Origin of the sequence: Campylobacter showae CSUNSWCD (assembly GCF_000313615.1) — a bacterium.
In the GTDB taxonomy this organism is placed as follows: Bacteria; Campylobacterota; Campylobacteria; order Campylobacterales; family Campylobacteraceae; genus Campylobacter_A; species Campylobacter_A showae_A.
Genome location: NZ_AMZQ01000004.1, coordinates 1 through 20677, shown reverse-complemented (window position 1 = coordinate 20677; position 20677 = coordinate 1). Strand labels below are relative to the sequence as shown.

The following is a 20677-nucleotide window of genomic DNA, read 5'->3' as shown; positions in this document are numbered from 1 at the left end:
TCTCTATCAAACCCCCAAATAAAGGGGATAAGATATAAATTCCAAAAGCTTATATAAACCTTAAACTTTAAAAACCAGCTTAAATCTTGATTGCCCGAATTAATCAATATTCTATAAATCATATAGCCCTAGAATACTCCCTGCCGATTTTTTTTTCGACGAGATTAAGTCGCTTAAAGCATTCTCTCATTCCGGGCAGACGCTGCACCTTTGGGGCTATCTCTTTAAATTTTGAAGGATTAAATCTTAAAAGCTCATTTACGCGCTCATTCTTTGCGCAAGGCTCTAAAAAATCATATTTCTTTGATAAATACTCTACTTTCTTGCCAAGCTCGCTCAAAGGCTTTAAAATGTTTTCTTTACTAATATTGCGCGCTGCTAGCCCCAATGCTTTGCCGACTACCAAATCATCGTTAAAGTCCTTTAATATAGGCATTTGCCTGTCAGCATTCGGCACTATTTGCTCTACGATCTTGCCAAACTCTTTGCCGCGATCGTCATTATCGAACGCTAGCGTAAATTTTGCATCCGGGGCGAGCTTGCGAAGCGCTTTAATCGCATCTTTTTGCGATGTCGATATTTGCCCGTTGGTCGAGCATAGCAGCGTCTCTTGCAAATTTATCCCTTTCATCTCGCAAAACGATAGCGTGTCGATCATGCTCTCGCTGATTATTATATTTTTAAATTCTTTGGGGCTTTTATGTGCGTTATCGGCTTTTAAAATTTCTAGCCCCTTATTTCCGTTGCAAAGCTGTTTGATGGGCTTATCGTATGCTTTTCCTTGCGGATCGTGTGTTAAGGGCTTTGAGAGATAGCTTATCGTTCCGCTTTGCTTTAAAAACTCTTTCGTGCCGGCGTCCGTTTGCACTGACGTTAACGTGTACGTCGGTACGACCGCGTTTTGGTATTTACTGTCTTGTTTTAGGCTGCTAAATTGTGCCAATAGTTCTCCGCTTAGCTTCCTACGGCTAATTAAAAATGAATTTTTATCCGTCTTATCTAATTTTTTAAATTTTTCTATTATTTCATTATCTATTTTTTTAGTAGTTGCTTTTGGTATAGTATTGTTTTGTAACTCCTTTATATCTTTTATTTTGTCTTCGTCTATTAAATCTTTTACTTCTACTCCGCGATTTTTAGCGAAGCTGTAAATATTGCCCCGATCGGTACTGTCATTTGGATTAAAATATAAGTAGTGGCCGTTTGATTGGCGCGATACGACTATCGTATCTCCGTAGTCGTTCGTAAGCGTTTTGTAGTTACGGCTACTTTTGTCTCTTTTTTCAAAGTAGCCGTTATTTTTTAAAATTTCATCGAGCGCGAGCTCGACTAGATTTTCTTTCATCTTGGACACAGATCTAAAAATGCTTGTCTTTTTTGAGCCTGCTTATGCGCCTTTTTAGCCGTAATCGAATAGTACTTTTTAAGGCTTGCGGCGCACTCCGGCGGGCGAGTAGCGCTTGCGAGGCATAGCACCGCTTCGCATGCCAGTTTCTTATCGCCGGTAAATACGTCGCCGAGCTCTTTTGGAGCAGACGTCTTTGTCGCCGTATCCTTTGCGCTCGTCTCTTTTGCGGTCGCGCCGCTTGCCACAAAAATTGCACCTACGATCAAACTAAAAACTAGTTTTTTCATTCTTTCCCCTTTATTTGAAATATACGAATTTTGGTAGTCCCAGCTCATCTTTCGGGAGCTGCTTGGTTTCTGGCTCAAATATGGCGTCGTTGCGCTTATATTCTACGACCGACTGATTAAAGCTCTCTTCGGTTAAATTTTTATTGCTGCCGCTTTCGTTTAGCTGCTTGCTAGTAGCCATCGTGCTGGTATAGTTGATATTCAGCTCGTATTGATGCTGCAAATTTTCTAAAATTTTAAGCAGTATCGAGTTCGTGAGGGCTTGAGCTTGCTTTTGGTTGTTTGGTTTGCTCAGCTGCTTTGAAAGCTGCTTTAAATCGTCGTTCATTTTCGCTTTTGAGTAAGGATTGGTCTTATCGTCGCTATGAAAGGTATCTTCAAAGGCTAACAAGGCGTTTGTTTTCTCGATATTATCCCTTTCTTGCAGGAATTTCTCGGCATTTTTTATGTTGTTGATTTGCGCTTGATAGTTCGCTCTTTGGATAGGATCGACGGCTTTATTCATCTGCTCGGTCAGCTCGTCTATGCTTTTGCTCAAATTTGCGCCGTCTCGCAATGCGTAAGTGCAGCGATTAACCTTGCTTTTGATTGAGCTCTTGGTTTTTCCTAGCGTCATTCCGAAAAATTGGCTATTATTTTCCAAAAACGAGCACGCGTTTTGCACTCTCGCTATATCGCCCATTATGTCATTGGGGATATTTTTGACGTTATCGTAGATACTTTGCATTTGACTGATCATGCTTTGCGCATCGCCTAGTATATCGTAGATGCTGTTCATATCTATGCCGAGCTCGGCCATCTGTTTTTCAAAATTTAGCGTATCTTTGACCATTTGCTCGTACTGCTTGATTTGCTCAGCATAGTCTTTTAGCGTTTGAGTATAGCCCATTACCGCTTGAGCTATCGCGGCCACGTCTATAACCGGAACGCCTCCTGCGTTTGCGCTGCTAAAAAATAGCGCCGTTGCCGCACCAATAGATATTAATGTTTTCTTCATATCTCTCTTCCTTTCTGCTCGGTATTTTCTTTTTTAGTTTCCTTTTCTGCCCATTTTTCGATGGTTTGTTCTAGCGTTTTGGTAGCGTTTGGATAGCTATACCTAAATCTATCGGTATCTATCGGCTTGCCCACCTCGTCTCCGTGTTTTCTTTTTACATCGATTTGCCCCTCTTGCAACTCTACGTAAAGCGGCGTTAATTTATCTATGCCTTTGTCTTTGTTGTCTTTAATTTTTTCGTATAACCTTGCTTCGTTATTCATGAGCTCTAGCTCGTTTTGTAGCTGCCTGAAAAGGAGCGGGTTTTCCTTTTCGAATTTGGTTTGAAATTTTTCGTCGTCCTTGTGCGGGGTCATCACTTTTTTGTTGTTATCCTCGTTTATTTCCCACTTTCCCCTCTTGTCCTGCTTATCTTCGAGTCCTTGTATCTCTCTGGCTGCATCTAGGTACTTTTTTGCCCTTTGTTCGTCGTGCTCGCACGCTAGGGCTAGGCTAAAATTTAAGTCTATAAAGCTCTTTCTTAGGCTCAAAAAATCGTTTTCGCTTTTGACATAATTTTCCAAGTCACCCTCAATCACGTTTCTTCTTTGTTTTGGCGTTATATTGCTCATTATAGGCTCCTGCCTCTGTCATTTTCATTTTCTTGCCCTTTGGCCTTGTTTAAAATTTTGTCTTTGGTCTGCACTAGCGTATCGTTTACCTTTTGATAAAATTTAGGGTAGCTGTCTTTAAAATTCGGCGTTTCTTTTTCGATGTCACCCATCATCTTTTTTAGCTTTTCGTATCCTTTGACGTCAAGCCCTTTTTTGGTTTCTTTTTCATAGGTCGTTTGTAATTTAGCGTAATTAGCCCGCTCGTTCTCCATCTCTTTAAAACCGCCTTTGACTTTTTTGCGTTGCGTATAGACCTCTTTTACCAAATCGCCGACAGCCTCTTTAAATTTAGGACTGTCAAAGGCTAGATCAAGCTTTTCTTGGCGCTGGCGATCTTTGGCGATGCTTTCTTCTTTACCCTGTTTTAGCATCATCTCAAGGCTTCTGTCCATCTCTTGCAGCGCGGTTATAATGCCGTTTATCCCATCGCTATTCATTAGGTTGTCGATCGATTTTTGAAAATTCGCTTCAAGCTTCGATTGCTTATCTTTGAGGTCTTCGAGCTCCTTTTCGTGCTGCATTTCTAGCTCGTCGGCTCTCTTATTCCAGTCTTCTTGCTCTGCGCCGTTTTCTCTGCCCGGCTGTGGTTCGTTTTGCTCGGGGCTTGGCTCTTTTTCTTCCCCTTTTTCCTTTTTGGCGATTTGCTCTTCTTTTGCCTTGATTTGCTCTTCTATTTTTTCTTTCTCTTTTAAAATTTGCAGACTCTCTTTTAAGGACTCATTTTTTTCTACGCCGTCCAATCTGTCTTTTACGAATTCTCTTTTTGCTTTCGGGCTTTTAAATTCGTCCAGCTCCGCCTGTCTTTCCCTGATTCTCGTATCTAACAGCTCTTTTTCGCCTAGTATTTCTACGGCTTGCTGCGCGTCTTTGCTTAAATTTGCAGCTCCCGTTACTTCGTAGGCAAATTTTTTGTTAATGTCTCGTATGGTGTATTCTTTGCCGTTGTCGAAGTCCTCTTTTAAGTCCATATTCATTTCTCTTAGGGTGAGCTCTTTTATTTCGGTCACATCCCTTAGACTCATATTGGTTTTATAAATATCGTTGATCGCTTCTTGAACCTTGCTATCGTCGTCCGTTCCGTATGCGGTATAAAATTCTCTTACGCAAGCTACTGCGCTTGTTTCGCTGCTTTTAAACAACCCGGTGTTTTCTATGGCTTCTCGACAATCTAAAATTTTGTCTCTCGTGTCGTCTATATCTTTATTTTGCGTTTGCGGCTCGTTTTCTTCCCCTTTATGTATACTCGAAGCTGTAAGCGTCTGTTCGTCCTCGCTTAAATATGCCCATTCAGCCATTTGCTCTTGCGTCAGCTCTTCTGCCACCTTAAATCCTTTTGCTAGATTATTTTTCATCAGTCTATCATTTGTTAAATTTAAAAAACTTTTAAAAAGTGATATATAAAAAATCGAAAAATGCTAAAATTCAAAAACGCTCACAAATGCCTTTTAAATGCTCTACAATCAAAAATAAGCTTTTTCCCCTATTTCTTCTTATTTTTTATCTATGCGGCTTTAATAGCCTTTAAAATCGTTTTAAATGCCTAACTGATTTAAATTTAAAAATCCGGCTTCTAATTTAAAATTTTCTCATCGCATTAAGTAATAATTCTTTAAAATTTCCTCTCTGCATATATAAATATATTTTTAAGAAAAATTTAAGTTATCTAAAATTTAATTAAAATTCTAAAAATTTAAATTTTCAGCAACACAGACTCTATCTAAATTTTATTTTTTCCCTTTTTTAAATTTGTTTTTTACACTATGGTAAGGGCGGGCGAGATTTTGTAAAAGCTTAAACTTTTTATGTAACTTTTACTTAATTGAATTAATGGCGATAACGATTTTGTTTTATGAGTATTTTATTATATAAAACTTAAAAATAAAAATTAATTATTAGCGAGATTTTGTAAAAAATCGCTTTTCTTAATTGATTTTTTGCTTGTTTTGAGAATTTCAATCTCCGTAAAATCGCACTTTAAGCAAAAAATTTTTATTTCAAAAAATTTTAACCTTAAAGGCGGCGACTTTTCGCTTACTTTTAATTAAATTTTGATAAAGTTACTCGTATGAAAAATTTAGAAAAAAATAAAAATATCTACGTGCAACACGGACGTTTTTATATCGATTGTCAAAGGGACGGCGTTAGAATTCGCCGTGCTACGGGTCTTAAAAAGTCACCTTTGGCGTTTGATTTCGTTCGTAAAAATTACGATTTATTTCTCGGCTCTAAATCCGATATCGCGGAGGCTAAACGCCGGTATCGCGAACTCGAGGACTTACAAACCGACAGGCTCCTTAGAAAAGGGGAGAAAGACGCCGGCGCTATTAAAAATTCTAGTGAGTTTAGCTTTGATAGCGTGATCGATCGTCTCCTTGCCGAGAAGTCGTTTTTAAAGGATAAAACTAGGCGGCTTTACGTGATTATGAGCCATACGATCACGGAATTTTTAAACACTAATGGTATCTTCTACCTAGCCGATTTTGAGAGGTATCACAGCGTAGAATTCGTTAAATTTTGTAAGAATAAAGGATTAAAGGATAGCTCTATTAGCGGCTATTGCTCCTTTTTTAAGATGATTTTTCGATATGCCGTAAGTAATGACATAATCTCCAAAAATCCGTTTTTTATCCCTAGATTTAAGCAACACCTCGATGAATTGGAGGATGAAAAATTTCCGCCGTTTAGCCTTGATGAAATTTTGAAACTCATTAAAAACGCTGACGACGAGCTGCGGCTGTTTTTGGTCGTGGCGTTCTTTACTGGCGCTCGAACCGGTGAAATTTTAGCTCTTACTTTCGGCGATCTAGACTTTGAAAATAGGCAAATCCGGATAAATAAAACGCTTTCGGACGTCGGCATCGTGGATTCGCCGAAAACTAAATCCAGCAACCGCACGATCGATATGCTGCAAATCGTCTATAATGAACTCATAAAGCTTGATAGCGGCGACAAAAGCCAGCGGATTTTTAGGCTTTCTCGGTCTATGATGCGGCTTAAATTTAATGATTTGCAAGTAAAACTTGGTTACAATACTCGCAGGCTTTATGATACTAGACACTCCTTTGCTTCCGTCATGCTGAGCCGCGGCGAGGAACCTATGTGGGTGGGCTGTAAAATGATGGGGCATAAGGACTTGAACGAGACTTATCGCTCCTATGCGAAGTATCTGCCGAAAGAAGTTAAACAAAGGGCGGTTTTTTTAAATGATATCGTCATTTAAAATTTAATATTAGACATCTTATTTTAAAAAATATGTTATAATAAGATTAAATTTTACTAAAAATAGATTAAAATTTTACTTCTTTTAATGGGTAAAAACGCCGTTTTTACGGCACTGCGACTTATAAAATTTAAGAATATAGAAAGAAGGCAAAAGCCTAAAACTAGACTTTTGCAAGGAGTAAAATTATTTTTTAAGCTCTTTAATACGAGCGGCTTTACCGCGTCTATCACGTAGATAAAATAGCTTAGCACGGCGAACGCGACCTTGTCTTAGAACGGTTATGCTCTCTAGACTTTCACTATAGATAGGGAAAATTCTCTCTACACCTACGCTATTTGCACCGATTTTTCTGATGATAAATGTTTCGCCAGTCCCGCTTCCGCGTCTTGCTATGCAGATACCTTCAAAATTTTGAATTCTCGTTTTATCGCCCTCTTTAATGCGGATAGCTATACGCAAAGTATCTCCAGCGCGAAAATTAGGCACAGACTTTTGAGCTATTTGAGTTTGTTCAAACGCCTCAATATACTTGTTTCTCATATTTTTTCCTTAGTCGGCGGCTCAAATTTTCGGTATAAATCCGGACGAAAAAACCTAGTTTTTAAGAACGCCATATTATTTTTCAAAGCTCTGATTTTAGCATGGTCTCCCTTTAAAAACGCTGAAACCACACCAGAACCTTTGTAATCACTGGGTTTTGTAAAAGACGGAGCCTCAAGTAAATTCCCTTCAAAACTCTCAACTTCAAGACTTTCATTGTTTCCTAAAACTCCGTCTATATTGCGAGAAATCGCATCAGAAATACAAAGCGCCCCCAGCTCGCCACCCGTCATCACAAAGTCGCCGATACAAAAAATTTCATCTGCATATTTTTCCACCATACGCTCGTCTATACCTTCATACCTGCCGCAAACTAGACAAATATGCTCTTTTTTTGCCAAACGTCTAGCATCGTTTTGAGTAAATTTTTTCCCGGCAGGCGCAAGAAAAACAATGTGAGTTTTTGGTTCGTTTTTTAGTAAAAAATTTAAAGTACCATCAAGAGGTTGACATGCCATAAGTAGTCCCGCACCACCGCCAACCATATAGTCATCTACTTTTTTATGCTTATCCGTGCTAAAATCACGAGGATTTAAAAAAACAATCGAAATAAGTTTCTCTTTTGTAGCGCGACTTAAAATACTATCCTCAAAATAAGGCCGCACAAGGCTTTCAAAAAGCGTAACAAAGGTAAATTTCATTAGGAATTTTCTAAAATCAAAATAGCGTTTTTGGTGTAAATTTTTTTATTTTCCACATCTACTTTTTCTATATAGATGTCGATATATGGAATGTAAAAACTTTTTTCCAATCCCTTAGCATTCAAATTTTCATCGGTTTTTACCAAAAATAGATGATTTGCGCCAACCTCGTCTATATCCTCCACCTCGCCTAGCCTTTGGCTATTTTCGTAAACTTCGCAACCAATAACATCAAAATAGAAAAACTCGCCTTTTTTGAGCTTGCAGTTTTTTCTAGTTTCTTCTTTTGTGGTGTAGATTATTTTATTGGTGAGAGTTTTTGCGCTATCTATATCTTCAAAACCAAAAAAAGAGATTGTATCATTTGCATGATTGTAGCTTTTTACGACAAGTTCTTTGCCATCTTTGTCGCAAAATATAGCGTCTTTTTTAAATTGATTAGGAAAGTCGCCCTTATTATGAAGCTTGACAAACCCCTTTAGTCCTACAGTTTTGCCAAGAAGTGCGACTTCTATAAGTTCATTCAAGAGGCTTTACCGTAACGCGGTATGACGTCGCATCTTTAGCTTTATAGCCTACGATTACGGTCTTTATCGCGTTTATCATCCTGCCGTCTTTGCCGATAAGTTTGCCAGTATCGACTTTATCGGCGTAAATTATCAGCTCGGCAAAATTTTCGCCAAGCTCGACTCGCTCGAGTTTCACTTTTTCAGGAAAATCGGCGATGAGCTTAGCATATTCAAGTAAAAAATTTTCTACCATTTTTAATTATTTGCTAGTTATTTTTGCAACCCTATCGCTAAGTTTCGCACCGACACCTTTCCAATAAGCCAAGCGCTCAGCGTCAAATTTTACCACCTCAGGCTCAACCATCGGGTTGTAGTAACCGATCGACTCTATCCAGCCGCCGTCTCTTCTTTTTCTGCTATCCGTTACGACTATACGATAAAAAGGTTTTTTCTTACGTCCCATCCTCGTTAGTCTTACTACTGTTGCCATTATATTTCTCCTTCTGTTTTTTAAATAGGCTTAAATTTAGCCACGCTCGTAGCCAAATTTAAGCCCTTTAATTAGGGTGAGTATTTTTAGCTTGGTTTAGTAAATTTCCAAGCCCTTTTAGGCCTTCTTTACCAGAAAACCTCTTTGCTATTTTCGATGCGTTTTCAAACTGCTTTAAAAAGCGATTAACCTCTACTTGAGATAGCCCAGATCCAGCGGCTAAACGTCTTTTTCGGCTGTTGTTTAGCAAATCAGGATTCTCGCGCTCTTTTTGTGTCATCGAATTTATCATAGCTTTGATATGCAAAATTTCCTTCGAGTTATCAAGGTCTATGTCTTTTATCTGATTTGCCACGCTTGAGAGGCCCGGTATCATACCGATTAAGCTTTTCATATTTCCAAGCTTTTTGACGCTTTCCATTTGCGACAAAAAATCGTTAAAGTTAAACTGCCCTTTTTTAATCTTTTTATTTATTCTTTTTGCTTCTTGCTCGTCTATCACGGCGCTAGTTTTCTCAACCAATGTTGCCAAGTCGCCTTCGCCCATTATACGGCTCACGATGCGTTCAGGGATAAAGCTCTCCACATCTCCGACTTTCTCGCCGATACCTATAAATCTAAGAGGTATATTTAGCTGTTTTGCTATGCCTATAGCTACGCCGCCTTTACTATCCGAGTCAAATTTGCTTAGCACTACTCCGCTTATTTTTAGCGCGTCGTTAAACGTACTTGCCGTTTTTACGCCGTCTTGTCCACTCATGGCGTCTGCTACGTAGAAAATTTCATGCGGCTCGAGCGCAGACTTGATATCTTTTATCTGCTTCATCAAAGATTCATCTATCGCTAGACGTCCTGCAGTATCGACCAAAAGTACATCATAAAGCCCGCTTTTTGCTTTAGCTAGCGCTTGCTTAGCTACATTTAGCGGATCGGTTTCGTTATCTATACTAAAAAGTTCTATTTCGTTTGCTTCGCAAAGCTGGCGAAGCTGCTCGACGGCTGCCAAGCGTTGCAAATCGCACGCCGCGACCAAAACTTTTTTCTTTCTAAGCTTTAGATAATTTGCCAGCTTTATCGTCGTAGTGGTTTTTCCGCTACCTTGCAAGCCAGCCATTAGCACGATCGTAGGAGCCACGGGCGCAAAGACAAAGCCTTGATTGCCCGGCGCGGTTAAAACCTTCGTCAAATTTGACTTTATCGCATCTAAAAACTGCTTTTGGCCTATTCCGCTTTGCTTTAGATCAGCCTCGATGAGAGCTAGCAACTCTTTGGTAACTTTGTGATGAACATCAGCTTTTAGTAGTGCTTTTTTAAGCACGTCAAGCGCGTTATTTAGCGCTTTTTCATCGTCTACGAAACGAATTTTACTAACGGCTAAACGAAACGACTCGCTGATTTGTTCAAACACATTCTACCTTTTATTTACATTTATAGCTAAAGCGCGTATTTTATTAAATTTAAGCTTTATCACTCTTTAAATCTCAAAATTTCTTGAAATTTCAAAACCGAGCCTATTAAAATCATTGCTCAAATTTGACCTAAATTTATAGCCTAAAAGCTCGATTTTATAGGCGTGCAGATACATTCTTGCGGCTTTATTTTTAGCGTATTTTTCGTCTCCTACGATCCCATATCCAGCGTGATTTAGATGTACTCTGATTTGGTGAGTTCTGCCCGTTTTTATTTCGACTTTTACGAGGCTTTTTTTGCCTGCGACCATCACTGGAGTTACGTGCGAAAAGGCCTCTTTGCCGTTTGGCGAGATTTTAGAAAACGCGCCGCCTCTGTTTTTTAGTGTGATTATAGGTTCGTTTACGCTAAATTCCTCGCTCACGATACCCTTGACCGCTGCGACATACTCTTTTTTTACGCGGCAGTTTTTAAACTCCTCGATCGCTTTTTTTTGAAATTCCTCGTTTTTCACAAGCAAAAGCACCCCGCTAGTTTCCTTATCGAGCCTGTGAAGTAGCGGAAATTTATACATTTCGCTAACTTTTTCCGACGTTAAAAACGCCGGTTTATCAACCGCGATCAGGTTTTCATCCTCAAAAATCACGCTTGGGCGCGGCAGTTTTTGTACGTTAAATTTAGTCGCCGCGCTCATCGTCGCGCGCGCCACGGCGATCCTTTGCCCCTTGGCGCTAACCAGCCCCGCGTCGATCAGCTCCTTTGCCTCGTTGTTTGAGATGCCTTCCTGGATCGCCAGTAGTTTATAGGCTTTTTCTTCTTTCATAAATTTTCCTCAATATCTTTTAAAATCTCGCTTGCATCGCCTTTGGCGACTATTTTTGCTTTGAGTAAATTTTGCTTTAAAAGCGAATTTATTTCGTTCGCTTTTGCAAATTTTATACCGTCCACCGCACTATACAGGGCTTTTTGATTAAATATAAACTCCCCGCTTATCACGGCGTTTTCAAACTGCGCCGCCTCGATCGGATTGTGTCCGCCAACGTTTGGCACGAAACTACCGCCAAGCACGACGACGTCGCTAAATTTATAAATATTTACCAGCTCGCCCATCGTATCGACTAACACGCACTGCGCATCAAAATTTTTAGTTTCGCTAAATTTAGCAAAACTTAGTCCGTTTTTTACGGCAAATTTAGCCAAAATCTCGCCCGCCTCGCAAAATCTCTCAGGATGACGCGGAGCTAAAATCAGCTTGTCGTCTGCGCTCAAATTTAAATCGCGCAAAATCAGCTCCTCTTCGCCCGCATGAGTGCTAGCTAGCACGATCACGCGCTCTTTTGGTTTGGTGTAAATTTTACTCGGATTTGGCAAAAAGGCTGATTTTATATTGCCGCTAACGACGATATTTTTGGCGCCGAGCCGCTGTAGGCGCTGTTTATCCATATCGCTTTGAGCGTAAATTTTATCTATAAATTTAAACAAATATCTGTAAAAAAAGCTAAATTTGAGATAACTTTTGTAGCTCCTGTCAGAAATCCTAGCGTTTATCAAAATGACGCGAGAGCCTTTAAATTTGGCCCAAAAAACAAGCCCCAACCAAAGCTCGGCCTCAAAAATGACCGTGATTTTTGCAGGCTTTAGCCAAAACGGTAAAAATATCTCAAACGGCAAAAAGCGCGTATTTTGCGTGATTTTTTTCGCCTCATCAAAACCGGTTTTGGTTACGACCGAGACTGCGGCCGTGTCTTTAAATTTACTAACTAGCGGCGCGATAGAACGCACTTCGCCGAAACTGCACGCGTGAAAATGCACGCGAGAGGCGTCAAATTTGGGATTTTTAAACAAAAAAAATCTAGCGGGGATAGAGACTCTGTACTTTTTCTTAAAAGCTAAAATCGCAAGCGGTAAAGCCCCCAAGGCAAACGCCGCGAGGACTAAAACGTAATAAATTATTATCAAATTTAAAGGCTAGTTCGCCGCTTCTTTGTATAAAATTCGGCCGCAGTGAGGGCATGTCACGATATCTTCGCCCTTAATAACGGCAGAATAAGTCTTGTCGTTTATCTGCATAAAGCAGCCATAGCAGGCCTGCTTTTTGACAGGCACGACGGCTGTGTTGTGCGCCCATTTGCGGATTTTCTCGTAAAAGGTCAAGATTTTTTGATTCATCTCGCCGACTAACTTATTTTTCTTAGCATAAATTTCATCTCTTTGCTGCTCGATGGCGCCAACCTCGGCCGAAATTTCGCTCTCGATTTTGGCTAAATTTTCGCCAAGCTCCGCAGCCTTCGCCTCAAGCTCGCTTTTAAGCGCATTTTTGCTATCTATGATTTTTTCTAGTCTTTCGACCTCTTCATTTGCGGCTTCTAGCTGCTCTTTAGCCAGCTCATCTTCTAGTTGAAGCGCCTTTATCTCTTTTTCGGTTTTTGCCACGCCGCTTTTTTTGGCGACGTCTTTTATTTTCGCGCTAAATTCGGCTATATGTGCGTTGGTTTGAGATTTTTGATTTTTTAGCTCGGTCACGCTCGTGGTCGCTTCCTCGATCTGCGCCAAAATCGCCGCCTGCTCGTCCTTAGTCGCTTTTAAAACGCTTTGAACCTTCTCAAGGCGCGGCGTGAAATCGTCGATATCTTTATCAATGGCTGAAAGCTCGACTAGCTGTTCTAAATATTTATTCATCTTTTTCCTTTAACTGTATGAAAACGGGTTTTTTGAGTTGGATATTATAGTAGGAATCGGCAAAATTTGCAAATATTTTGCGAGCGACTCCCCAAAATACCGCTCGCTCTCAAAGTGTCCGATATCTAACATAGTAAGATTATTTTGCGCGGCGCTCATGGCTTGGTGGTACTTCAGATCCCCAGTTAAAAATACGTCCGCCTTAACGCCATCTATCAAATCTCCGCCGCTTCCCGTGCAAAATGCAAGACGTTTTATAGGTGCATTATGATTAAATTTTCGCCCTTTGCAAACTCTTAAATGGCTTAAATTTAGCTTTGTTTTTACCGTCTCGCAAAGCTCGTCAAAGCTCAAATTTACATCCGCATAAAGCACGAATCCATCGCGCTCTTTTGGCACAAAGCCCAAAATTTCGCTTAGTACGTATTCGTTTAGGTGGCTTAGATCATAATTCGTATGCATAGCGATCAGGCTTAAATTTTTAGCCATCATCTTTGCGATTAGGCTACTTGGGTATTTGTCCAAATTTAACGACTTTAGCCCCTTAAAAATGAGCGGATGATGCGTGATGATGAGCGAGTTTGGCTGCGCTTCGTCTAAAAGCCCATCATCGACGTCAAGGCTAAGATAAACGCACTCCGCGCTCGTCTCAAACGAGCCCACGAGCAGTCCGCTATTATCCCACTCCTCTTGACTCGCAAACGGGCTAATCTCGTCTAAAATTTTATAAATTTCACCGATTTTCATCAAATTTTATTCGCCCTTCGCGCCGTTTTGGGCTGCGGCGTCGATGCTGGCTTTATACGTCAGCGCGCACTCCTTGGCTAGCTCGCGGATTTTTAGGATGTAGTCTTGCCTTTGCGTTACGCTGATCGCTCCGCGCGCGTCAAGGACGTTAAACGTATGCGCTGCAAGCATGCAGTAATCATACGCTGGTAGCGAAATTTTAGCCTCCAAGCAGCGCTTGCACTCGCCAAATGCATTTTCAAACTGGCGAAATAGCATATCTACATCCGCGATTTCAAAGTTATATTTGCTCCACTCAAATTCGCCCTGCTTGTGAACGTCGGCGTAGGTCACGATATTGCCACCCCTATCGTCCCAAACGATATCGTAGACGCTATTTACGTCTTGTAGATACATAGCTAAGCGCTCAAGGCCGTAGGTGATCTCAGCAGAAACCAGCTCGCACGCGATGCCGCCAACTTGCTGAAAATACGTAAACTGCGTCACCTCCATGCCGTCTAGCCAGACCTCCCAGCCTAGCCCCCAAGCGCCCAGCGTCGGGCTCTCCCAGTTATCCTCGACGAAGCGGATGTCGTGATTTTTCAAATTTAATCCGAGCTTTTCGAGGCTTTTTAGATAAAGCTCCTGTATGTTTTCAGGACTTGGTTTAATGAGCACTTGAAACTGATAATATGCACCCAAACGGTTTGGGTTTTCGCCGTATCTACCGTCGGTCGGACGGCGAGAGGGCGCTACGTACGCAGTCGCCCACGGCTTTGGCCCGAGGCTCCTTAAAAATGTCGCCTGATGATATGTGCCCGCACCCGCCGGCATATCGTAGGGCTGTAGTATCACGCAACCCTGCTCGCGCCAGTAGTTTTGAAGCGTTAGTATTATTTGTGAAAATGTCATTTTTTGCCTTTTATTTTATTGATATGTAAATTTCTATTTTTTCGTTTAAATATTTCTCAAAATCCGTTTCGTAGGCTCTATTTAGCTTTGAGCCTTCAAAATATTTCCAAATTTCTCCCCAAAATTTCGCTACGTTTTGCGGCTCGTTTGGAAAACTAAAAACGGCGTATTTACCGCTTTTTATCTCTAAAATTTCGCCGCCAGGGCAAAGCGACTTCGTACCGATAAATAAATCATAAAGCCCATTTACGCCGTTTTCGTAACTACAATAAACGCTGTAAATTTCGCTTTTACCGTCATAAAATTCTTTTGTAAATTTAGCCCACAAGGCCGGGATTTTACCGTCGCCGTTTATCTCGTCGGTATTTTTGGTGCGAGTTTTTAATCCGCAAATTTTAAAACCATCTATCTCTAAAATTTCCACGGCTACTCCTTGTCGCCTTTGAAATTTTCAACCGCTTTGTTCCACATGAGCTTGTATTTTCGCTTTAAAAACTCGACTTCGTCTTGCGAATTTTTTAGCTGCGACGTTAGCGTCTCGACTGTTTTTCTATCCTCGTCGTAGAGCTCTTGCATCGAGATTAACGCCTCTTTTAAAAACTTATTTTCGTTGCGCAAGGTCTCTAATGTCTCGTCTTTGGCGTCGAGTACCTTTTCGTGTAAATTCAGTATCGTACCGATCGTCTTTTCTACAAAGCTAAAGCCATCGGCGCCGATCTGGGGCGCAGGTACGGCCACGACGCTAGGCACCACGCTCATCGTGCCCTGGCTAGCCTCTATGAGGATCTCGCCGCCCTCCTCTTTCGTATTTAGCACGCCGCGGTTTATCATCCCCTCAATCACCTCGCGCTCTAGGTGTACGAGCTTGCAAAATTCGTCTATACTTAAGTATGTCTGCATCTTTGCTCCTTTAGGCGAGTAAAACTTCCACCTTCGCCGAGTCTTCCTCTACTTGCTTGGCTTTGGCTGCTCGGTCGGCTTTTAGCATTTCGTCTAGATTTTGGTCGTTTAGAGCCAAAATTTGTAGCGCCAGATAGGCTGCGTTTACTGCGCCGGCCTTGCCGATCGCTACGGTGCCAACAGGCATGCCGCCTGGCATCTGCACGGTCGAATAAAGTGCGTCCACGCCGCTAAGCGCGGAGCCTGCCATCGGGATACCGATCACCGGGCGAGTGGTGTTTGCCGCGATCGCGCCCGCTAGATGCGCTGCCATGCCGGCCGCCGCGATAAAGACCTGCGCGCCTTTTTCCTCGGCTACGGCGACGTATTCGCTAGTTCGCTTCGGGCTTCTGTGCGCGGAGCTAATAATCAGCTCGTAAGGAACGTTAAATTTCTCAAGCGTTTTCGCCGCCTCGCTAACTACGTCGTAGTCGCTTTTGCTTCCCATTATTATAGATACGAATTTCATTTTATTTCCTCTCTTAAAAAGCTAAATTTAGGCAACTTCGCGCCCAAATTTACTTCGTTTTCGTTGCCGCTGTGGATTTCTGCTATTTCCTTGCCTTTTTTGGTTACGAGCTTTTTAAATTTGATAAATTTCTTACCGTCGCGACCGAAAATTTGCGATATTTCGCTCTCGCACTCATCTATCTGAGCGCCCAAGGGAGCCACGATCTCGTACTCGTTGCCCGGGAAAATTTTATATTTACATTTAAAAAACTCGCCGTCAATAGTCATGGCGTTTACCTGATGTGTGCCCTCTTCTAGGCTGCTAGCGTGATTTTGCGTATCAGCCTTTTCAAACGGGCGATTTACCAGGTAGCCGTCGGTAAAGCCGCGATTTTTTAGCGTATTTAGCTCGTTCGCGTAAATTTGCGCGTCAAATTTGCCGGCCGCTGCGTCGTCGACGGCCATACGGTAGGCTCTAGTCGCACAGGCTGCATAGTATTCGCTTTTCGTGCGGCCTTCGATTTTTAGGCTATCGACCGCGCCGCTTTCGATGATATCCTTGATATGCGCGGATAAATTTAAGTCTTTGGAGTTCATTATATGCGTACCGCCTTCGTCCTCTTCCAGGCGAAACAGCGTTCCGATTTCGGGATTTTTGGCGTAGAGTTCGTATTTAAACCTGCAGTCGTTGGCGCAGCTGCCGCGATTTGATTGGCGGCCGCTTTGCACTGCGCTAACCAAACAGCGTCCCGAGTATGCAAAGCACATCGAGCCGTGTACGAAAATTTCGATATCTAGCGTCGGGATTTGCTCTTTTATTTTTACGACGTCTTTTAGGCTCATTTCGCGCGCCACGACGATGCGTTTTGCGCCCATTTCGTGGTAGATTTTAGCGTCAAGCGCATTCATGACGTTTGCCTGCGTCGAGAGGTGAATCTCGATGTCGGGGGCTATCTCTTTTGCCAGGCTCATGACGCCAGGAGTCGCGATGATAAAGGCATCGGGCTTCATAGCCGATATCGTTTGCAAGTGGCGTTTTAGCGGCTCGATTTGTGAATTAAAAGGAAACGCGTTTACAGTCGCATAAAATTTCTTGCCTTTTGCGTGCGTATACTCGATGGCTTCCTTAAAGCTCTCAAGATTAAATTCGCGAGCCGAACGGGTGCGAAGCGAAAAGCTCGCCACCGATGCATAAACCGCGTCCGCACCGTATTCTAGGGCGATTTTTAGCTTGGTTAAATTCCCTGCAGGAGATAAAAGCTCGGGCTTTAGCACTATTTTTTGCCCAAACTTTCTATCAGAGCTTCGATGTCGTCGTTGCTGACGAGATTTTCAGTGTGCGTATCGCCCGCGATATGTACGGCCGAGGCTACGCGCTTCTCGTCGTCGATCTTGCCCTCAAACAGACTGCTCATATACTTGCTAAGCGCGCGCATGACGTTGATAACGCGCTCGATCTTTTGACGGTGGATGTCTTGATACTGCATCATATCCATCGCCATCATTATCTCGTCTTCCGCCATTCTAACGTTATCTAGCGTCATTTCGGCGGAGCTTTTTAGGGCGTTATTTTTCTCTAGCGCTTCAGAAAAAGCGGTGATATTTGGGAATTTTTCGTGTAGTTTGGTAAAAATTTCGATATTAGCCTCTATACCGCTAATAATCTTGCTAAGCCCGTTCTCCGCGTCCATAGAGAAGTTATTGATCGCATCAAGCTTATCAAACATCTGCGTGGCTTTTTCCTCGCTGTCCTTTGTGACGTCGTCTAGCTGATGAACCATCTTATGATCATCGGTTGGAGGCGGCGGAGGCCACGGCATATTGGATGATACTTTATAATCTATGGAGTCAAATTTGGAGTTATCTTCTTTGTATTCAGAGATGCTTTTATCGGCAGTTTCCGCATATAAATTTTCATCTCCGCTAGCTTGCGCGTCGCTCTCGCCTGCAGCGACGATGTCATCCAGATCGCCCGCCATCAAGGCGTCAAGTTCTTCTTGCGTCATAAAATCTCCTATTTAAATTTGGGCTGATTATATAGAAAATTAACGAAATATAAGTTTAAAAACCCAAACTTTATCCTTAAATTTATCAAATTTTAGGTAGCATTTGCAAAATATTTAAGGATAAAAATGAGAGTCGATCTGCACAACCACACGCCGCTTTGTAAGCACGCCGTAGATGAGCCCAGAGAGTACGTTTTAAGCGCGATAAATTCGGACTGCGAGTATTTTGGCTTTAGCGATCACGCGCCGATGAAATTTGACGAGGCGTACCGTATGGAATTTTCGCAAATGCCCTCTTACGAGAGCGAAATTTTGCGCCTCAGAGACGAATTTGACGGGCAGATCAAAATTTTGCTCGGCTATGAAGCCGATTTTTTAGAGGGCTTTATCGACGAGCGGGTTTTAGCGCGCAAAGTTGATTACCTCATCGGTTCGGTGCATTTTTTGGGCGGCTGGGGCTTTGATAATCCCGAGTTTATCGGCGAATATAAAAAGCGCGACATAGACCAAATTTGGCGGGATTATTTTTACTGCGTAGAAAAGATGGCAAAGTCGGGTAAATTTGACATCGTCGGGCATTTGGATTTGCTAAAGGTGTTTAAATTTATGCCAAAAACCGACGTTAGACTCCTCGCTAAAGACGCCATCGATGCAATAAAAAAGGCAAATTTGACTGTCGAGATAAATGCGGCCGGCTTTAGAAAACCGATCGGCGAGCAGTATCCGAGCGTAAATTTACTAGAAATGATCGCCGAAAAGGATATCCCTATCACGTTTGGCTCGGACGCGCACGCAAAAGACCAAGTCGGTCTAAACGGCGAAAAATGCGAGCAAATCGCTAGAAATTTAGGCTTTAGCAAGTGCGCGGTATTTAAAAACCGCGATAGAGAATTTGTAAAATTTTAGATCGGGTAGAAAAAATTATTTAAATTAATCTTAAAAGCAAAATTTTATGATAAAATTACGAAATCAATAAACACAGGAGCGAAAAATGGGAAAATTTGTAAAAAGCGTCGATCATTTTTTTGATTTTTGCAAAGAACACGAGGTTAAATTTGTGGATTTTAGATTTACCGATATGAACGGCGCTTGGCACAGCATATCTTATAACATAAAATTCGTAGAAAAAGATCATTTCGTAAACGGCATACCGATGGATGCGAGCTCACTAGGAGGGTGGCAACCGATCGAAAGAAGCGACATGCTGATGTGCCCTGAGGCGACCAGCGCCTTTTTAGATCCTTTTACCGCCGACGTTACGGTTGTGGTTTTTGCCGATATTTACGACATTTACAAGGGTCAAATTTACGAAAAATGCCCACGCTCAATAGCCAAAAAAGCCATGGCCTACGTAAAAGAAAGCGGCGTGGGCGATGTGGCGTATTTTGGGCCGGAAAATGAGTTTTTTATATTTGATAACGTAAAAATAGTAGACAGCCCAAACTGCGCGATGTTTGAAGTAGATAGCGAAGAAGGCGAATGGAACGACGCTAGAGACTTTAAAGATAGCTACAACACCGGCCACCGCCCAAGAAGAAAAGGTGGCTATCTGATGACGCAACCGACTGATAGCATGGTCGATCTGCGCGCCGAGATGATGCAGGTTTTAGAACAAGTTGGCCTAGAAGTCATGCTAGGACACCACGAGGTCGCTCAAGGACAAGGCGAGCTGGGCGTTAAATTTGGCACCCTTCTCGAGGCCGCCGATAACGTGCAAATTTACAAATACGTCGTCAAAATGGTCGCTCACCTAAACGGAAAAACGGCGACGTTTATGCCAAAACCGCTCTACGGTGACAACGGTAGCGGCATGCATGTGCATCAGTCTGTATGGAAAGACGGCAAAAATTTATTCTACGGCGAAGGTAAATACGCAAATTTAAGCGATTTTGCGCGCTGGTACATCGGCGGAATCCTAAAACACGCAAGGAGCGTAGCGGCGTTTACAAACCCTAGCACAAACAGCTATAAACGCCTAATACCGGGCTTTGAAGCGCCGTCAATCCTAACGTATTCTAGCCAAAACCGCTCCGCCTCGATCCGTATCCCGTACGGCTCAGGAGAAAAATCGGTCCGCGCCGAAATGCGCTTCCCTGACGGAACTGCAAACCCGTATTTAGCGTTTTCAGCGATGCTGATGGCTGGACTTGACGGCGTAAAACACAAGATGGAACCGGTCGGTCCGATGGACGAAAATTTATTTAAACTGCACCTAGATGAGATCCGCGAGCGCGGTATCGAACAGCTCCCTCATACGTTAAGAGGTAGTTTAGAAGCATTGATTCGCGACAACGAATATCTGCACCCGATCATGACGCCAACGTTTATAAATGCGTATCAGCATTATAAATTTGAAAGTCAAGTATGGCCGTATGAAGCGCGCCCTACTCCGTATGAGTTTAAGACTTGCTTTTCTTGCTAAATTGAAGGGACGCTAAAATCCTTTTTTAGTTTTTCAGTCAAATTTGACCTTTTTAAATTTGGGCCAAATTTGACTTTTTATGCGTTTTTGACGAATGCAAAATTTGTCAAAATAAATCAAATTTGAGGCTAAATTTGAAAAACAGCGGCTTTTTGTCTTGACAAATCAGCCTTTTTTATATATAATCACGTTTCATTTTTTGAAAAAATGTCTTGTTAGCTCAGTCGGTAGAGCATTTCACTTTTAATGAAGGGGTCGCTGGTTCGAGTCCAGCACAGGACACCATTTTTTACATAGACCCTTTCGTCTAGTGGCCCAGGACTCTACTCTCTCAGTGTAGCAACAGAGGTTCAAATCCTTTAAGGGTCGCCACGATTTAGTCTTT

General features: G+C 42.1%; 24 protein-coding genes and 2 tRNA genes. 5 read left to right on the top strand and 21 right to left on the bottom strand.

Annotated elements, in window-relative coordinates; genetic code table 11:
* Window positions 1-118: 118 nt before the first annotated feature.
* From CSUNSWCD_RS03405 to CSUNSWCD_RS03385, 5 genes are read right to left on the bottom strand one after another with little or no spacing between them, the layout of a single operon-like run.
* A complete protein-coding gene (locus tag CSUNSWCD_RS03405; RefSeq protein ID WP_021090406.1) occupies window positions 119-1345 on the bottom strand; it encodes a toprim domain-containing protein in 1227 nt (408 codons plus the stop codon).
* Window positions 1342-1635 carry a TrbM/KikA/MpfK family conjugal transfer protein gene (locus CSUNSWCD_RS03400; RefSeq protein ID WP_009494169.1) on the bottom strand — a complete coding sequence of 98 codons (294 nt, stop codon included), beginning with the start codon at window positions 1633-1635 and terminating at the stop codon, window positions 1342-1344. The genes CSUNSWCD_RS03405 and CSUNSWCD_RS03400 overlap by 4 nt, the downstream gene beginning before the upstream one ends.
* Before the next feature lie 10 nt (window positions 1636-1645).
* Window positions 1646-2632, bottom strand: coding sequence for a type IV secretion system protein (locus tag CSUNSWCD_RS03395; RefSeq protein WP_002952050.1), 987 nt, complete (start codon window positions 2630-2632; stop codon window positions 1646-1648).
* A complete protein-coding gene (locus CSUNSWCD_RS03390; protein WP_009494165.1) occupies window positions 2629-3243 on the bottom strand; it encodes a hypothetical protein in 615 nt (204 codons plus the stop codon). Before CSUNSWCD_RS03390 ends, CSUNSWCD_RS03395 begins: the two co-directional genes overlap by 4 nt.
* Window positions 3243-4607, bottom strand: coding sequence for a hypothetical protein (locus CSUNSWCD_RS03385; RefSeq protein ID WP_235044170.1), 1365 nt, complete (start codon window positions 4605-4607; stop codon window positions 3243-3245). The genes CSUNSWCD_RS03390 and CSUNSWCD_RS03385 overlap by 1 nt, the downstream gene beginning before the upstream one ends.
* A gap of 743 nt (window positions 4608-5350) precedes the next feature.
* On the opposite strand from CSUNSWCD_RS03385, the gene CSUNSWCD_RS03380 reads away from it, so the two are divergent.
* Window positions 5351-6505 (top strand): tyrosine-type recombinase/integrase, encoded by a 1155-nt coding sequence (locus tag CSUNSWCD_RS03380; RefSeq protein WP_002953805.1) that lies wholly within the window; start codon window positions 5351-5353, stop codon window positions 6503-6505.
* A 186-nt stretch (window positions 6506-6691) separates the two neighbouring features.
* Here the strand turns inward: CSUNSWCD_RS03380 and rplS are convergent, their stop codons facing one another.
* The 16 genes from rplS to CSUNSWCD_RS03300 form a co-directional block, all read right to left on the bottom strand.
* Window positions 6692-7048 (bottom strand): 50S ribosomal protein L19, encoded by a 357-nt coding sequence (rplS, locus tag CSUNSWCD_RS03375; RefSeq protein ID WP_009494156.1) that lies wholly within the window; start codon window positions 7046-7048, stop codon window positions 6692-6694.
* The gene (trmD, locus tag CSUNSWCD_RS03370) at window positions 7045-7749 is read right to left on the bottom strand and encodes a tRNA (guanosine(37)-N1)-methyltransferase TrmD (protein ID WP_009494154.1); all 705 of its coding nucleotides are present in this window, start codon (window positions 7747-7749) and stop codon (window positions 7045-7047) included. Before trmD ends, rplS begins: the two co-directional genes overlap by 4 nt.
* Window positions 7749-8276, bottom strand: a complete 528-nt coding sequence (gene rimM / locus CSUNSWCD_RS03365) for a ribosome maturation factor RimM (protein ID WP_009494153.1) — start codon at window positions 8274-8276, stop codon at window positions 7749-7751. The genes trmD and rimM overlap by 1 nt, the downstream gene beginning before the upstream one ends.
* Window positions 8269-8511, bottom strand: coding sequence for a KH domain-containing protein (locus tag CSUNSWCD_RS03360; protein ID WP_004319043.1), 243 nt, complete (start codon window positions 8509-8511; stop codon window positions 8269-8271). Before CSUNSWCD_RS03360 ends, rimM begins: the two co-directional genes overlap by 8 nt.
* A 6-nt stretch (window positions 8512-8517) precedes the next feature.
* Window positions 8518-8748 carry a 30S ribosomal protein S16 gene (gene rpsP / locus CSUNSWCD_RS03355; protein WP_002951203.1) on the bottom strand — a complete coding sequence of 77 codons (231 nt, stop codon included), beginning with the start codon at window positions 8746-8748 and terminating at the stop codon, window positions 8518-8520.
* Window positions 8749-8815: 67 nt separating this feature from the next.
* Window positions 8816-10156, bottom strand: coding sequence for a signal recognition particle protein (ffh, locus tag CSUNSWCD_RS03350; protein WP_009494149.1), 1341 nt, complete (start codon window positions 10154-10156; stop codon window positions 8816-8818).
* 66 nt (window positions 10157-10222) lie between these two features.
* Window positions 10223-10981 carry a pseudouridine synthase family protein gene (locus tag CSUNSWCD_RS03345; protein ID WP_009494147.1) on the bottom strand — a complete coding sequence of 253 codons (759 nt, stop codon included), beginning with the start codon at window positions 10979-10981 and terminating at the stop codon, window positions 10223-10225.
* Window positions 10978-12117 (bottom strand): lipid IV(A) 3-deoxy-D-manno-octulosonic acid transferase, encoded by a 1140-nt coding sequence (gene waaA, locus CSUNSWCD_RS03340; protein ID WP_034964289.1) that lies wholly within the window; start codon window positions 12115-12117, stop codon window positions 10978-10980. Before waaA ends, CSUNSWCD_RS03345 begins: the two co-directional genes overlap by 4 nt.
* A 9-nt stretch (window positions 12118-12126) precedes the next feature.
* Window positions 12127-12837 carry a zinc ribbon domain-containing protein gene (locus tag CSUNSWCD_RS03335; protein ID WP_009494141.1) on the bottom strand — a complete coding sequence of 237 codons (711 nt, stop codon included), beginning with the start codon at window positions 12835-12837 and terminating at the stop codon, window positions 12127-12129.
* A gap of 9 nt (window positions 12838-12846) precedes the next feature.
* Window positions 12847-13584: a Nif3-like dinuclear metal center hexameric protein gene (locus tag CSUNSWCD_RS03330; RefSeq protein ID WP_009494139.1), complete on the bottom strand. Its 738-nt coding sequence runs from the start codon at window positions 13582-13584 to the stop codon at window positions 12847-12849.
* A gap of 6 nt (window positions 13585-13590) precedes the next feature.
* On the bottom strand, window positions 13591-14475 hold the full coding sequence (gene glyQ / locus CSUNSWCD_RS03325; protein WP_009494137.1) for a glycine--tRNA ligase subunit alpha: 885 nt from the start codon (window positions 14473-14475) through the stop codon (window positions 13591-13593).
* 10 nt (window positions 14476-14485) lie between these two features.
* Window positions 14486-14899 (bottom strand): GyrI-like domain-containing protein, encoded by a 414-nt coding sequence (locus tag CSUNSWCD_RS03320; RefSeq protein ID WP_009494135.1) that lies wholly within the window; start codon window positions 14897-14899, stop codon window positions 14486-14488.
* A 2-nt stretch (window positions 14900-14901) separates the two neighbouring features.
* On the bottom strand, window positions 14902-15375 hold the full coding sequence (locus CSUNSWCD_RS03315) for a DUF3972 domain-containing protein (RefSeq protein WP_009494133.1): 474 nt from the start codon (window positions 15373-15375) through the stop codon (window positions 14902-14904).
* A gap of 10 nt (window positions 15376-15385) precedes the next feature.
* Window positions 15386-15883, bottom strand: a complete 498-nt coding sequence (gene purE, locus CSUNSWCD_RS03310; protein ID WP_009494131.1) for a 5-(carboxyamino)imidazole ribonucleotide mutase — start codon at window positions 15881-15883, stop codon at window positions 15386-15388.
* Window positions 15880-17139: a peptidase U32 family protein gene (locus CSUNSWCD_RS03305; protein WP_009494129.1), complete on the bottom strand. Its 1260-nt coding sequence runs from the start codon at window positions 17137-17139 to the stop codon at window positions 15880-15882. The genes purE and CSUNSWCD_RS03305 overlap by 4 nt, the downstream gene beginning before the upstream one ends.
* The gene (locus CSUNSWCD_RS03300) at window positions 17139-17870 is read right to left on the bottom strand and encodes a hypothetical protein (protein ID WP_009494127.1); all 732 of its coding nucleotides are present in this window, start codon (window positions 17868-17870) and stop codon (window positions 17139-17141) included. Before CSUNSWCD_RS03300 ends, CSUNSWCD_RS03305 begins: the two co-directional genes overlap by 1 nt.
* 126 nt (window positions 17871-17996) lie before the next feature.
* Here CSUNSWCD_RS03300 and CSUNSWCD_RS03295 point away from each other — a divergent pair, with 126 nt between their 5' ends.
* From CSUNSWCD_RS03295 to CSUNSWCD_RS03280, 4 genes are all read left to right on the top strand, one after another.
* On the top strand, window positions 17997-18776 hold the full coding sequence (locus CSUNSWCD_RS03295; protein ID WP_009494125.1) for a histidinol-phosphatase: 780 nt from the start codon (window positions 17997-17999) through the stop codon (window positions 18774-18776).
* Between the two features lie 85 nt (window positions 18777-18861).
* A complete protein-coding gene (glnA, locus tag CSUNSWCD_RS03290) occupies window positions 18862-20292 on the top strand; it encodes a type I glutamate--ammonia ligase (RefSeq protein WP_009494123.1) in 1431 nt (476 codons plus the stop codon).
* 209 nt (window positions 20293-20501) lie between these two features.
* Window positions 20502-20577: transfer RNA gene (locus tag CSUNSWCD_RS03285), tRNA-Lys, on the top strand.
* A gap of 11 nt (window positions 20578-20588) precedes the next feature.
* A tRNA-Glu gene (locus tag CSUNSWCD_RS03280) sits at window positions 20589-20664 on the top strand.
* Window positions 20665-20677 lie beyond the last annotated feature (13 nt).

Bases quoted from the DNA above. Each gene is read 5' to 3' on its own strand.
- glyQ (WP_009494137.1), bottom strand. From the start codon at position 14,475: ATGACATTTTCACAAATAATACTAACGCTTCAAAACTACTGGCGCGAG.
- CSUNSWCD_RS03300 (WP_009494127.1), bottom strand. From the start codon at position 17,870: ATGACGCAAGAAGAACTTGACGCCTTGATGGCGGGCGATCTGGATGAC.
- CSUNSWCD_RS03335 (WP_009494141.1), bottom strand. From the start codon at position 12,837: ATGAATAAATATTTAGAACAGCTAGTCGAGCTTTCAGCCATTGATAAA.
- purE (WP_009494131.1), bottom strand. From the start codon at position 15,883: ATGAAATTCGTATCTATAATAATGGGAAGCAAAAGCGACTACGACGTA.
- rpsP (WP_002951203.1), bottom strand. From the start codon at position 8,748: ATGGCAACAGTAGTAAGACTAACGAGGATGGGACGTAAGAAAAAACCT.
- CSUNSWCD_RS03400 (WP_009494169.1), bottom strand. From the start codon at position 1,635: ATGAAAAAACTAGTTTTTAGTTTGATCGTAGGTGCAATTTTTGTGGCA.
- CSUNSWCD_RS03345 (WP_009494147.1), bottom strand. From the start codon at position 10,981: ATGAAAGAAGAAAAAGCCTATAAACTACTGGCGATCCAGGAAGGCATC.
- CSUNSWCD_RS03360 (WP_004319043.1), bottom strand. From the start codon at position 8,511: ATGGTAGAAAATTTTTTACTTGAATATGCTAAGCTCATCGCCGATTTT.
- CSUNSWCD_RS03315 (WP_009494133.1), bottom strand. From the start codon at position 15,375: ATGCAGACATACTTAAGTATAGACGAATTTTGCAAGCTCGTACACCTA.
- CSUNSWCD_RS03380 (WP_002953805.1), top strand. From the start codon at position 5,351: ATGAAAAATTTAGAAAAAAATAAAAATATCTACGTGCAACACGGACGT.
- CSUNSWCD_RS03330 (WP_009494139.1), bottom strand. From the start codon at position 13,584: ATGAAAATCGGTGAAATTTATAAAATTTTAGACGAGATTAGCCCGTTT.
- rplS (WP_009494156.1), bottom strand. From the start codon at position 7,048: ATGAGAAACAAGTATATTGAGGCGTTTGAACAAACTCAAATAGCTCAA.
- glnA (WP_009494123.1), top strand. From the start codon at position 18,862: ATGGGAAAATTTGTAAAAAGCGTCGATCATTTTTTTGATTTTTGCAAA.
- CSUNSWCD_RS03395 (WP_002952050.1), bottom strand. From the start codon at position 2,632: ATGAAGAAAACATTAATATCTATTGGTGCGGCAACGGCGCTATTTTTT.
- CSUNSWCD_RS03405 (WP_021090406.1), bottom strand. From the start codon at position 1,345: ATGAAAGAAAATCTAGTCGAGCTCGCGCTCGATGAAATTTTAAAAAAT.
- trmD (WP_009494154.1), bottom strand. From the start codon at position 7,749: ATGAAATTTACCTTTGTTACGCTTTTTGAAAGCCTTGTGCGGCCTTAT.
- CSUNSWCD_RS03390 (WP_009494165.1), bottom strand. From the start codon at position 3,243: ATGAGCAATATAACGCCAAAACAAAGAAGAAACGTGATTGAGGGTGAC.
- CSUNSWCD_RS03295 (WP_009494125.1), top strand. From the start codon at position 17,997: ATGAGAGTCGATCTGCACAACCACACGCCGCTTTGTAAGCACGCCGTA.